Origin of the sequence: Bradyrhizobium mercantei (assembly GCF_001982635.1) — a bacterium.
GTDB lineage: Bacteria > Pseudomonadota > Alphaproteobacteria > Rhizobiales > Xanthobacteraceae > Bradyrhizobium > Bradyrhizobium mercantei.
In genome coordinates this window covers 400101-413248 of record NZ_MKFI01000006.1, presented here as the reverse complement: position 1 = coordinate 413248, position 13148 = coordinate 400101, and the positions used below count along the sequence as shown (strand labels likewise).

At 65.7% G+C, this 13148-nt stretch carries 11 protein-coding genes; 2 read left to right on the top strand and 9 right to left on the bottom strand.

The genetic code is table 11. From position 1 onward, the window contains the following. Window positions 1–112: 112 nt before the first annotated feature. The 6 genes from BI327_RS28625 to BI327_RS28600 all read right to left on the bottom strand — a co-directional run bounded on the left by BI327_RS28625 (window position 113) and on the right by BI327_RS28600 (window position 5356). Entirely contained in the window at window positions 113–799 is a 687-nt protein-coding gene (locus tag BI327_RS28625) for a methyltransferase family protein (RefSeq protein WP_076864615.1), read from the bottom strand. 101 nt (window positions 800–900) lie between these two features. Beyond that, window positions 901–1242 carry a hypothetical protein gene (locus BI327_RS28620; RefSeq protein ID WP_143271706.1) on the bottom strand — a complete coding sequence of 114 codons (342 nt, stop codon included), beginning with the start codon at window positions 1240–1242 and terminating at the stop codon, window positions 901–903. Between the two features lie 36 nt (window positions 1243–1278). Beyond that, entirely contained in the window at window positions 1279–1458 is a 180-nt protein-coding gene (locus BI327_RS28615) for a hypothetical protein (RefSeq protein ID WP_076864613.1), read from the bottom strand. A gap of 56 nt (window positions 1459–1514) precedes the next feature. Continuing rightward, window positions 1515–1709 (bottom strand): hypothetical protein, encoded by a 195-nt coding sequence (locus BI327_RS28610; RefSeq protein ID WP_076864612.1) that lies wholly within the window; start codon window positions 1707–1709, stop codon window positions 1515–1517. 175 nt (window positions 1710–1884) lie between these two features. Further along, on the bottom strand, window positions 1885–4338 hold the full coding sequence (locus tag BI327_RS28605) for a S8 family serine peptidase (protein ID WP_076864611.1): 2454 nt from the start codon (window positions 4336–4338) through the stop codon (window positions 1885–1887). 343 nt (window positions 4339–4681) lie between these two features. Further along, window positions 4682–5356, bottom strand: coding sequence for a LuxR C-terminal-related transcriptional regulator (locus BI327_RS28600; protein WP_076864610.1), 675 nt, complete (start codon window positions 5354–5356; stop codon window positions 4682–4684). Window positions 5357–5795: 439 nt separating this feature from the next. On the opposite strand from BI327_RS28600, the gene BI327_RS28595 reads away from it, so the two are divergent. Further along, on the top strand, window positions 5796–6557 hold the full coding sequence (locus tag BI327_RS28595) for a S1 family peptidase (RefSeq protein ID WP_076864609.1): 762 nt from the start codon (window positions 5796–5798) through the stop codon (window positions 6555–6557). 100 nt (window positions 6558–6657) lie between these two features. Here the strand turns inward: BI327_RS28595 and BI327_RS28590 are convergent, their stop codons facing one another. From BI327_RS28590 to BI327_RS28580, 3 genes are all read right to left on the bottom strand, one after another. Then, window positions 6658–8880 (bottom strand): acetate--CoA ligase family protein, encoded by a 2223-nt coding sequence (locus tag BI327_RS28590; RefSeq protein WP_076864608.1) that lies wholly within the window; start codon window positions 8878–8880, stop codon window positions 6658–6660. A gap of 166 nt (window positions 8881–9046) precedes the next feature. Next, entirely contained in the window at window positions 9047–9616 is a 570-nt protein-coding gene (locus tag BI327_RS28585) for a class GN sortase (RefSeq protein ID WP_076864842.1), read from the bottom strand. A 197-nt stretch (window positions 9617–9813) separates the two neighbouring features. Further along, window positions 9814–12033, bottom strand: coding sequence for a marine proteobacterial sortase target protein (locus tag BI327_RS28580; protein WP_394329893.1), 2220 nt, complete (start codon window positions 12031–12033; stop codon window positions 9814–9816). 253 nt (window positions 12034–12286) lie between these two features. On the opposite strand from BI327_RS28580, the gene BI327_RS28575 reads away from it, so the two are divergent. Next, window positions 12287–13051 carry a helix-turn-helix domain-containing protein gene (locus BI327_RS28575; protein WP_076864606.1) on the top strand — a complete coding sequence of 255 codons (765 nt, stop codon included), beginning with the start codon at window positions 12287–12289 and terminating at the stop codon, window positions 13049–13051. Window positions 13052–13148: the final 97 nt, after the last annotated feature.

Below are 13148 nucleotides of genomic sequence, written 5' to 3'. Positions count from 1 at the left end.
TCAGGCCCTTCGGCAGGAAGACGGGGAAACGCGCGTCCAGACTTCTTTATTGGAATTGCCGCCGATCAGGCAAGCCGCCAGATTGCGGCAAAATCCGCCACGTGGAACGAACTCACCACACCATCGGCACCAGGCGATAGCGCACGCGCGCGAGATAATCGGCATAGCCTTCGAGTTCGGCGGTCAGCATCCGCTCCTCCATCATCGAGCGCAGGCCGAGCAGCGCCGCCATGACCGGCACGATGGTGAGGCCATACCAGGATCCGAGCAGCAGCGGCGTGCCGATATAGGTCAACAGGCCGCTGGTATAGATCGGATGCCGCACACAGGCGTAGGGCCCGGTGGTCACCACGGTATGCCCGCGCTCGCGCTGGATCTTGACGACCGGCGCGGCGTAGCTGTTTTCCCGGTAGGTCCGGTAGACGATGTAGAACGACGCCGCGATCATGACAGCGCCGGCGCATTGCAGCCAGAAGGGGACGAGCGATGTCTGGTAGCAGACCGCGTCGAGCGCCATCAGCGGCAGCCATGTCAGCCACAATGGCGGCATGATCGAGGTGATGTTGCGGTCCCACCCGACCTGGCCGCGCAACGTGCGCCGCTCCGCCAGCAATCCAGGATCATGCCTGGCGAGCCAGGCCTCGGTGATCAGGCCGCCGATTGTGATCTCGAGCAGGAATACCCAGCCGCCGGCCCATCGCATCGTGCCGGCCGCGAGGAACAGGAGCGTTCCGAGGCCCACGCATGTGAGGGCGGCGCCGCGCAGATTGGTGCGAGGATGATTGCCGTTCTCGTTCATGTCTCTCTCCGGCGAACGGCAACGGCCGCGCCGCGGGAAACGGGCGGGCCGTTGCATGCCTGGGCGGCGGGATCGAAGTGACGTTCAGCGTGCGAAGCCGGTCACGATCGCCGGGTCCAGTTTCGCGCCTGTCCGGAATAGACCTTGCTCGGCAGCGCGCGCGCTGCGGGATCGAGCAGGATCTTCATCGCGGTGTTGAGGCGCTCCTCCGAATGCGGCGAGCCGTCGTGGCGCATCTGCTGCGGGGCCCCGGGGCCCTGCGGCGGCGCCATATAGGCCGACGTCGTCGGCGGGGCGGGCGTGGTGGCAATCTTCGGGCGGGCGACAAGTGCTGCCTCCATCGGGCGCCGGGCCGCGACGATGCTTGACGCGGCGGATGGCGCTCCCGCGGGCGGCGGAGAGGCGGCGCTGTCGGATCCGGATTTGCGGGGCGGTCTTGCCATGGCATCGGCTCCATAGGTTCGGTGATGACGACGATTTCAGGATTTGTCTTCGTCGGATGTGGTGCGTTTGGCGATGATCGGGTTGCGATCGCTGATCGCGGCGAGCAGCGAGGCGTGACTCACGACTGATCCCACGACGATCTTTCCGGAGGGCTCGATCCGGCGACCGTTCTGCTGCTGTTGCTGCGGGCTTCGGGCGGTGGATTTCTGCATCATGGCGGCCTCCTTGAGGATGGGTGGGGCCCGACAGCGCCGGGCCCCGAGTTTGGCGATCAGATGCCGAGGACGCCGCTGAGGGCGGGGATCGCCACCTTTGCGATCCCGCCGAGGATGTCGCCCCAACCCTGCGGGTTGACCGACCCGTTGGTCGCCACTTCGGCAATCCGCTTCGGACCGCGCTCGATGCCCTCACACTGGATCGGGCTACGCACGCTGCCGAAGGTCTCAAAGTCGTTCCTTGCGTACATGTTCAGCTCCTTCTTTCGGTTTGAATTGACGGCAACTACGGGAGGTGGTCACCCGACCGAGGTCGCCGTCGCTGGACGTCGCCCAGGGGATCGCTCATCGCGTCGATCCCCTGGACCACGTGACGCTCATTCGCGCCACGTTCTGATCTCCTCCGGACGCAGAGGAGCAATTGCCTCAATAGACCTGCCACTGCCGCAGCGGCCCGACCGCCACCGGCACCACGTCGCTCACGTCGATCGTGTACTGATAGACTTCGCGGGCCTGGGTCAGGACCTGCGTCGGGTTGAAGAAGCGGTAGGTGACGTCGTGGCAAATCGATTCGGGGCGGCAGATCACGCTCTGGTCGACTTCGACTGTGTCGAGCCGCAGGCCCTTCTTGGCGACGTCGGTGAAGATCTTCCGCGTGTTGTAGGCATTCATCGCGGAATAGTTCAGCGCGCGATCCTGCGGCGAGAGCCCGACATTGCGGAACTCGTTGTAGATCCGCTCGAGGAAGCCCTCGGCCCCGGCGGGCCAGGTGTCGGGATCCGGTCCGAACAGCGTATAGAGATCCCACTGATAGAAGCCGCGCCAATCGGTGACCAGCGTCGGAACGACGGTGCCGTTGAGCAGCTTGGTGGTGTCGTTGCTGTCGACCCAGCCGGCCATCGAGACTCGCGCAACGCCGCCGCGCGGCGGGAATGCCGGCGGGTTTATCGGTCGTGCATCGGCGTCGGCGGCGGCCGCCGTTGCCGTCACGACGGTGCGGGTCGTCGCGGGATCGTCGTGCGAGACTTCCTGGTGCCACAGCGCCAGGATCAGCGCGGCGAAGAACCCGAGACCGAACACATCGAGCGGCTTGATCGCGTAGATCGGGATCGAGTCGATCGTCATCGTCCAGGTGATGGCGTCGGCGTCCGGGAAGTTGCTGCCAACGCCCGGGGGCGTCGCTGCCTCGCCTTCGGCCTGGTTCAAGAGATAGCGCGCCATGATCGCCGGATTGTACGGCGCCGAGGTATCGCCGGAGCGGTCGCGCTCCGGTCCGAACACCGGATCGCCGCGTCCGATCAGGCTGTCGCGCCAGTTGGCGATCGCCTGTACGAAGTAGTCGAGGCGGGCTTCCTTGCCGAAATCGTAGAACAGCCTGCCGATCGGGAATGCGAGCTGACCAGAGGCCTCGGGCGTCGCGCCCTGCGGACGGAGGCCGCCGCCGCAGCCGCAGCTCTTCTCGCTGGTTCGCACCGCGGGGGCTTCGAACATCGGCAGCGCCTGGGGCATTGCGACCGGCAACGCATTGCTCGGCATCAGCGCGGGCATCTGCTGCGGCTGCAGCCAGGTTTGCGGCATCATGCCGGCCGCCGGCATTGCCATCTGCGGCATCATCATCTGTGGCATCATCATCTGCGGTGCCGGCATCCACACCATGTCGCCGCCTGGATGAGGTGCGTGATAGGGATAAGGCGCGGGTGCCGCGATCGGCGCGGCGACGGCGCCGTGATCAATCGGCGCGGCCATGGCCGCAGGTGCCGCCGCTGTGACAGGTTGCGCCTCGCTTGGCATGATCCCGGCGCTGCTGCGCAGGACCGAGCCGTCGGGCCCGAATATGCGCGGAGCCGATGGTGCAGACATTGCTGATAGATCTCCCATGGAACCCTCTCTGGTTGCAGTTGGCTGAGTGGCGGATGCTGGTGGGACGAAAGGGCGCGCGGACACTCCCCAGAAGCGGGGAGACGCGGCCGTGGCACCCGACGGCATGACGGCGTCCGCCTGCTCGCCAAGCAGGGCGGCGACAGCCGCGGGAATATCGAGCCGTCCGGCAAGGCAGCGCGAGGTGCTGTCGTCGTTGCGGCAAGGCACCGCGCTTTCCAGCAGTGCAGCACGAACGGCTTGCGGATCGGCCTTGCGTCCGTTCTGGCGCAGGCATGAGAGCAGCAGCGCGACGACGCCGGTGACGATCGGCGCGGCGAAGCTCGTTCCGGACCGCAGGCTGACGTGGCGGACCGGCGAGGCGCCGGCGATGTTCTCGCCCGGCGCGAGGATGCCGTTCTCGAGATAGGCGTCGCCGAAATTGCTGAAAGGCAAGGGATTGCCGGCGAGATCGCACGCGCCGACCGCCAGCACCGAAGCGAGGCTGCCGGGCACCTGGACGCAGCGGCAGCCGTCATTGCCGGCGGCGGCGACGATCAGCTTGCCGGCGCGTTCGCAGGCACGGACCGCGTCGAGGAGAATGCGATCGGCCTGTCCCGTCGCGGATTGCTGGCCGCTGCTGATATTGATGATGTCGGCGCCCACGGCCAGCGCCTGGTTGATCGCGAGCGCCAATGTGCTTTGCGAGGACGGCTCGATCTGCCCTGCGGCATTCTCGCGATAGATCGAGAATACCGTCGCGCTGCAATTCGGCGCGACGCCGAGCACCGGGCCGCCGGGCGTGCCCATCAGCACGCTCGTGACATGGGTGCCGTGCTCGGACTGGATCGTCGGCGAAGACGGCGTGACGAACTGGCCGCCCATGGCGACGCGGGCCTGTCTGAGCGAGGGATGCTTGAGATCGACAGGGCCGTCGATGATCGCGATCTTCACCGCGGGGTCGCCACCCGACGTTCTCTGCCACAGGGCAGCCAGACCAGCGATGTCGGCAACTGGATTCATGAAATCGGTCCTGACCGATCTGCTGCGAATTCGTGCAGCCGATCCTTCGCAATGTGCGTTCGCGCAGCGAGCGAAAGAACGGCCCGTCGTTGCGTTGGTGCTGTTGTGGCAGCTGCGACGCGAACGGACTATTCACCGCGGTGGATCAGAAAGGATCGAGCCGATGATGCGGATCGACCGATCCATCGGGTCGATCTCGTGTTGCGAAAGATCGACCAAAGGATTTAGTCGACATCGATCTCACGGCGCGTTACGCCCGCATAGGTGCAAAGGATCCGCGGCATCTCCGCGCCGGCGCACGGCGCACCGTGACCAGCCACACGCGGAATTCAGAATGTCGGGATCAGTCGAGCTCGCGGCGCCGATCCTGTGCCGGCGCGGATGATGCGATCCACGGCGCTTCGCGCACCCGCCGCATCGCCTGCGCCCGGCGCGGCAGGCCGAGCTTCTGCAGCACGTGATGGACGTGATGCTTGACGGTCGCAAGACTGAGATTGAGATCGCGCGCGATCTCCTTGTTCGAAAGGCCCTGCCCGATGAGCTTGAGGACCTCGCTTTCGCGGCGCGTCAGTCCCTGGTCCGCATCGATCGTATCCGTCTGACGCTCCATGCAAAACAGCGCGCGCAGCAGTCCGCCGGAAATCTCGGCGCTGCAGGCGAGCCGTCCCGATGCGACGTCCGATAGGGCACGGCAGAGCTCATCGAAGCTGGCATTCCGGGAAATATAGCCGCTGAACCCGGCCCGGCCGCAGCGAACCACGTCGCGCCGGTCCTCGTTGAGGCCGAGCGCCACCAGGGCGATCTCGGCATGCTCGCTCGCGATCACGCGCACCTCGTCGAGATCGATGCCCTGTGTGACGTCGATCAGGATGACGTCCACACTGCCGGCCTCGAGGGCCGCGCGCAGGCCGGCCAGATCGGAGACGGCCGCTTCAACCGCAAACTCGGCGTGGTTCTGGAAACTCGAGGTAAGCCCCTCGCTGAACAGCCTGATCGGCGTGACGACCGCGATCCTCATATTATCCTCGAAACTCAACAAAATGGCGGATGGAAAACCGTCAGGTGGTCGACGGCACCGGCATCCAGAAAGTCATGAAGGTAAGTATGCGGTATGCTGCCAGAGGTTGTATTATTCTCGGGCCGAAAGTAAGGCGTTGATGCGCGTCGGATCAAGAGATGCAGTTCACATTAGCGCGTCATCGCGGATCGCGCAGCCAATGATTTGATGTGTTGCATATCGCGACATCACTGCGATGCGGAGCGCGTGTGCACGATAGCGATGGATGAAATCCGGGGGCGACTTCAACGCCGTAGTGATCGACGCCTAGATATTTAGACAATTGACGCCTGCCGGGCTGGATGCTCTGTACAGCGTTGCGTGCTCTCCATGGCACGTGAGAGCGACGCAATGTCGCGCCGCATGTGTGTTCAATAGAAATGCAGATCAACGGGAATCCATGACGAGCTTGCTTCGAGCGACAGCCTTTCTGTCCCTGTTGATGGCAACGCCGGCGTTGGCCATCGTCGGCGGTGGCGCGCCGTCGACCGACGGCGTTGCGCGCTCCGTCGTCACCATCGTCGGCTCACGCGGCAACTTCTGCACCGGCGCGTTGATCGCGCCAAGGGTGGTGCTGACCGCGGCGCATTGCGTGCAACCCGGTGCCGACTACAAGATCGTCGAGTATGGCGCGGACCGGCAACCGAAGCTGCAGGACGTCAGGACGGTCGCGATCCATCCCGGCTTCCGGATGCAGGCGATGACCAACCATGTCGCGACCGCCGATGTCGCGCTGCTGCAGCTCGCGTTACCGGCCGCGGGCAAGGCGCCGGCCGCACTCGGCATGCCCACCATTCCGATCCAGGTCGGCGGCCGCTTCACCATCGCAGGTGTCGGCGTCACCGTGCGCGGCGACGGCAAGAGCGGCGGCAGCATCCGCGTCGCCGGCCTGGTCGCGAGCGGCAAGCCCGGCACGCTGCAGATCCGTCTCGTCGATCCGATCGGACAGGGTGCGCGCGAAGGGCTCGGCGCCTGCACCGGCGATTCCGGCGCGCCGGTGTTCGAGGACAAGCAAAGCGGGCCCGTCATCGTCGGCGTCGTGAGCTGGTCCACCGGCCCGAACGGCACGGCCGGCTGCGGCGGCATCACCGGCGTGACGCCGCTGACGCTCTATCGTGACTGGGTGATGCAGACCGCGCGGCAGTGGGGCGCGAGCTTCTGACAACGGCCGTCATTGCCGGGCTTGACCCGGCAATCCATCCGGAAACGACTTGCTTCTTTTGATGGATGCGCGGGTCAAGCCCGCGCATGACGATCGAAGCCTAATGCCCCGCGGCCTTGTTCGCGGCGGCGTTGTTCAGCACGATCAGGCCGTCGACGGCGACGCCGAGCTTGCTGTTGATCAGGAACGGGTTGACGTCGATCGAGGCGATGCGGCCATCGGCGTCGGCCATCAGGTTGGAGAGCCCGACCAGCGCCTTTACCGCCGACGGCTCGTGCAGCGCCGGCTTGCCGCGATAGCCCTTCATCTTGACGCCGGCCTTGGTCTTGGCAATCAGCTCCTTCGCCTCGGCGGCATCGAGCGGCGCGCCGGCCAGCGCGACGTCCTTCATCAATTCGATATCGACGCCGCCGGTGCCGAACAGCACCACGGGGCCCATTTCGGCATCGAGCGAGGCGCCGACCACGAGCTCGAGGTCGGCCTTGACCTGCTGCGCGATCAGGATGCCCTCGAGCTTCGGCTTGCCCTTCAGCTTCTTCACCCGCGCGGTGATGTCGTTGAATGCCTTCTTCACCTCGGCGGCGTTGGCGAGGTTCAGCACCACGCCGCCGATATCCGACTTGTGCAGGATGTCGGGGCTGACCACTTTGGCGACCACCGGAAAGCCGATCTGCTTGGCGATCTTCACGGCCTCGGCCGCGGTCTGCGCGACCTCTTCCTTGGAGATCGGGATGCCATAGGCCTTGAGCAGCTTCTTCGAGGCGACCTCGTCGAGCGCGGCGGCGCCGTTGGCGGCTTTCAGTGTCTTCTCCAGCACGGCGCGCGCCGATGCCGTCGAGCTCGACGCGATATCGGGCACCTCCTTGCGCAGACCGGCATATTCGATCAGGGACTTGATCGCGCCGACCGCGCGGTCGAGCCCTTGCATGACCGCGATGTTGGGCAGCGACTTGCGCAGCCCCTTGGTAAATTCGGTGAAGCCGATCGACATCGCGCTGATATAGATCACAGGCTTGTGGGCTAGGCCCGCCATTTCGTCGACGATGCGCAGATTGCGCTCGCGCAGCTCGTGCGGCGCCTTCGGCAGCTCGGCGTCGATGATGACGATGTCGGTGTCGGGATCGTCGATCATGATCTCGATCGACTTCATGTAGACAGTGGGATCCACCACCGCGGCAAAGCCGGCGTCGAGCGGGTTGCCGACGATGCTGCCGGGCCCGAGCATCTTTGCGAGCTGCTCCGATGCGTTCGGGCTCAGCGGCGCGAAATTCAGGCCGGCGGAATAGAACGCGTCGATCAAGAGGCCGCGCTTGCCACCCGACAGCGACACCGCCGCCAAGCGGTTGCCCTTCGGCGGATCGGCATGGACGAAGCACTCGGTGGTTTCGATCAGTTCATCCAGCCCGCGCACCCGGATCACGCCCTCGCGGGTCGAGATCGCGTCGAATGTCTCGATCGAGCCGGCGAGCGCGCCGGTATGCGCCATCGCGGCGGCGCGGCCGCCTTCGGAGGCGCCGAGCTTGAGCGCGATCACCGGCTTGCCGGCGGCGCGCGCCGCCTTGCAGGCCTCGCGGAACACTTTGGTATTCCTGACGCCCTCGAGATAGACCACGATGACGCGGATGCTCGGATCGGCGGCGAAATAGCTCATCAGGTCCGGGGTCTCGAGCCCGGATTCATTGCCGGTCGTGACCATGTAGCCGACGCCGACGCCGCGATCCTCCAGCGCCTGCCGGATCGCCATCACGATCGCGCCGGATTGGCCGGCGATCGCCACCGCGCCCTGCTCCATGGTGACGATGCGGTCGTCGATATTGGTGAACAGGTTCTCGCCGGCGCTGAGATTGCCGAGGCAGTTCGGACCGGTGACCGCCAGCCCGGTCTCCTTGATCGCCTGCTTCAGCTCGACCGCGAGCCGCTGGCTCTCTTCATCCTGCAGCTCGCTGAAGCCGGAGGTGACGATGGTCGCCGAGCGTGCGCCGGCCGCGGCCGCGTCGCGGATCACCTGCACGGCGAATCGCGCCGGCACCAGCACCAGCACGTGGTCGGCCTTCTCGGGAAGGCTGGCGAAATCCTTGTAGCAGGTGACGCCCCAGATCGCCTCGCGCTTGGCGTTGATGGGATACAGGCCGCCGGCATAGCCGTACTTGACCAGATTGTTCCAGATCCGTTCGGCGTAGTTACCGGGCTTGTCGGTGGCGCCGACCAGCACGATGTTGCGCGGGTGCAGCATCGCATGGATGCTCTTGACGATGTCGCTGGCGTCAGCGGGCGGCGCCCATTTGTGGGACGCATGAGACGCGGTGCTTGCGTAAGCTTCCATGGAGCCTGCCCTTATCCTTGTTGTCATTGTTTCCTCTGGGCCACGGTGCTTCACCGCAGGACCCGATTTTTCATTGTTTTTATGGCTGAGGAAAGGGGGTAGCAACTCACACTGACGCAAGTCAGGGCGTCGCGCGCGATATCCCGGCAGACGAAATTGACGCGGATCAGGAACCCGATTCGATCAGGATCGCGTGCAACAGATAACGTTCGGGCCCCGATGTCAGTGCGTCGAACGGCCAGCAGGTCGACAGCACCAGTTCGTATTGATCCGTGACGGGATCGATGCCGGATTGATCGAAGCGGACGACCGCGCTGCGGTCGGCGAGGTAGCGAAACATCTTGCCGTCGCTTCGCGTGACGTCGATCTCGTCGCCGATTGTGACATCTCTGAGAAAGCGGAAATGGGTGTCGCGATGCGCGGAATAGACCGCGACGCCGCGCTGCCCGGCATCGACGCTCTGCTCGACATGGCCGGGGCCGAACGCCAGTGCCTGGCCGCTGCTGCCGGCGAGTACGATCGCGGAGGCATGCAGGCGCTTCACCTCGATCCGGGCCACCGGCCAGGTATCGGCCCAGCGCCACGGCTTCACCGGTTGGCCGGTCGCGATGCTCTGGGCGAAGGCGCGCTCCAGCAGCACCTGCGCAAGCAACGCCTTGGCATGGATATAGGCACCCTGGCCGAACAGGATCAGGCCGATGAGGGCGAAGGCGAGCGGGAGGATGAAGCGGCGCATGTTCGGCAACCTCGTCATTGCGAGGAGCGAAGCGACGAAGCAATCCATCTTTCCTCGAATGGTGACATGGATTGCTTCGCTTCGCTCGCAATGACGCTGGAGGAAAACTGCGCGCGCGGCCCCTGGGGGACGGGTGGGAAGGCCGCGCGCGCTCTTGAAGGAGGAGGTCGGGGGGCACCTCCTCCTTTCATCCGACGTCATTGGGGCGACGTCTGACGACGGTTGAACACCAGAAGGAGAAGGCTGACCGTGAGCAGGATCACACCGGCGATCATCTTCAGTTCGGCATCGGTTGCGGTCTTCGGCAGCTGGATGGTGCCTGGACCTTGAGTGGCGACCGGTGACCTCTTCAGCGCAGCGAGCTGCACCTTGCCGTCGCCGGCTTCTGCGCGACGCTCGCCCGGTACGGCCGGCAGGCTCGGACGCTCGCCGAACACTTTTGCGAAATCCCAGCCGGCCGGCAGGTTGAGCGGTAGCTCAGAGAGCTTCAGCGGCTCGCCTTCGGGACGGCTCGGGGTCTTGTCGACCGCAACGAGGCTGGTCAGCCGCGTGACGAGCTGATGCTCCAGTGCCAGCGCAAGGATGGTCTTGTCGGCGTCGTCCGGGCTCGCCTGGCGCGTAGTGCGCGCGACCTCAGCATCCGCGATCTTGCGGCGCGCCCACAGCTTCGACAGGCCCTTGCCTTCAGCGGCATTCGCCAGCGGCAGCGTCACGCTCCACGGGCGATCGCCGATGCGGCCCTTGATCTCGACCGATCCGGCCAGCTTGTCGAGCTTCGCGGCCAGCACCAGCGGCTCGTCGCGATAGACGTCGGGCAACGCGGACGGCGTGAGGTCCGCGGTTGCCTCGGAGAACTTCGCGGAGAGATTGGTCACCGCGGGATTCTCCAGCTTGGCGAACAGGCCGCGCATGCGCTCCTCGACCTGCTCGACCGAGCCGATATGGGTGAAGGTGCCGCGGCCGAGCTCGGCGGCGCGCGTCATCAGGTAGGTGTTCGGTGCCGAGCCGATGCCGACCATGAACACCCGCGAGCGGCCGCGCAGCGCGCTGATGGCCTCGAACAATTGCTGCTCGTTGCCGACGGCACCGTCGGTCAGGAACACGACCTGGCGGATGTAATTGGCGTCGTCGCGGTTGGTGTCCGACAGCGCGGCGCGCATCGCCGGCAGCATCTCGGTGCCGCCGCGTGCCTGCAACGCGCTGACGAACGCCGTCGCGTTGCCGATATTGGCGCTGTTGGCCGCGACCGGCGACGGGAACAGCACGTCCATGGTGTCGTCGAACCGGATCACGTTGAAGCGATCGGCCGGCTGCAAACGGCCGAGCGCGTAGATGAGGCTCGCCTTGGCCTGGATCATCGAGGTGCCGCCCATCGAGCCGGAATTGTCGATCACGAAGATCACTTCGCGCGGCAGGGGCTTCTGCTGCGCCTGCTCGACCGATGGCGGGGTGACGAAGGCGAGCAGGTAGTCGGAATTGCCGACATGCTCGCGGAACAGCCCGACCGACGGCGCCTTCTCGGCGGCCGGCTTCCAGGTCAGCTCGAAATCGCGATCGGCCGGCACCGGGCCTTCGGCGAGCTTGACGATGCGCGTGGCGCTGTCCGGGCTATCGATCTTGACCTGGTGGAAATGGCTCTTCACCGAGCCGAGCGGGAAGCCGGCGTTGAGATGCACGGTGATGTTGGTCGGATTGACCGGCGCATTGGTGGCGGGATCGAGCACCTCGGAGGTGATGCGATCGCGGTCCGGCACCGGATCGGTCGTCGTGGCGCCCCAGCCGCTGCCATCGGCGCGGAGGTCGACGCTCTGCACGACGGGGCGCGGATTGTAGCGCGGGCCGACCACCATCGGCACCCGCAGCGAGAACTCGTTGCCGTTCTGCTGCACCGGCTCCTGATATTCGATCTGCACCAGCACGGTTTCGCCGGGACCGATATTGGCGACCGAGTTGGTGAAGATGTTCGGCCGCTCCTGCTCGGTGAGCGCGGCCTTCTGGCCGTTCTGCTTGGCCTGCTCGTAGATCGCGCGGGCCTGCTGCCGCTCCTTGATGTCGCCGACCACGATGCGGTCGCCGACCACCATCTTCAGCGTATCGACCGCGCCGCCCGCCGGCAGCGGATAGACGTAAGTCGCTTCCACCCAGTCCTTGGTCGGGTTGCGGAAGATTTGCGTGACACGGGCGCGGACGGTCGGGCCCGACACCGTGAGGTCGACATCGATGCCGAGCCGCGTGGCATCGGCATAGCCGTCGTCGGTCTTGAACAGCAGCGAGCCGGCGCGCGCATCTGATGGCCGCAGCACCGCCTGTTGCGGCAGCTCGGCCGACCACACCGGATCGAAACTCACAAACAGCGCCGCAAAGCCGATCGCCAGCGCGGCGACGCCTTCCACCAGGAAGAACAGCACGATCCGCATCCTGCGCGACAGGCGGATCTGCGGACTGCTCTCACATGCATCGTAAATCGTCATTTTCGTCACTCCCGAGCGAGTATTTGCTGCTTCGCAATCATGGAGAGCGGCGGTTTTGGCGCGAGCAGAATGATCGGTAATGATTGGCCGCGGTCCGGCGCGGCCCGCCGCCGGCCGAGGCGGGTTTGTGCGGTTTTGTGATGGATTGTCCGGTCTGCTAGAGTTGCGCCGATTCACGGGGAACCCGCGCAGGAACACGATGTCGACGCCCGACAAGCAGCTTTCCGCCGAGCAGAGCCAGCAGGTTGCGGAGACGATCCGCGAGGAAATCGCGCGCCGCCGCATCTCGCGGCAGACACTGGCCGAGCAGGCGAAACTCAGCCTGTCGACGCTGGAGAAGGTGCTCGGCGGCCGCCGCCCGTTCACGCTGGCGACCACCGTGCGGCTGGAGCAGGCGCTTGGTGTGTCCCTGCGCAAGCTGCCGGAGGCGATCACGGTGACGGCACCCGCCAATGGCGGGATCGCGCCTGACAGCCTTGGCTCCTATTCGCGGCGCTCGGTGGCGCGGATCGAGGGCACCTACATCACGGTACGGCCGTCGTTCGGCGAGCAGGGCGCGCTCTATGCCTATCGGACGGAGATCACCTGGGACGAGGCGACGTCATCGCTCGGCTTCCGCGAAGGCGAGCGGCAGGATGCCGACTACACCCAGTATGGCGAAGTCGCGGTGCCCAATGAATCCGGCTTCGTCTATCTCGTGACCAACAGGCACGGCCAGCATCGGGTGATCACGGTGTCGCGTCCGCGCAATTCCGGTGAGATGTACGGCATCATCACCACGCTGCTCGCCGGCCGCGGCTCGCTGCTGACGCCGGTCGCCGCGCCGATCGCATTCCTGCCGATCAAGAACGTGCCCAAGCCCAGCCTTGGCCGGGTGTCGGCCGACGACGCCAACTTCGCCATCTATCGCGAGCATCTGCGCCGCACGATTGACGAGCCGTTCGCGATCTTCCTGCCGGGATAGTCACCGGCTGCGTTGCTGCGCAACTAACTATCTGGTGCTGCTAGTTCCGTCATCCTGAGGTGCGAGCCTCTTCGGCGAGCCTCGAAGGATGCACGGC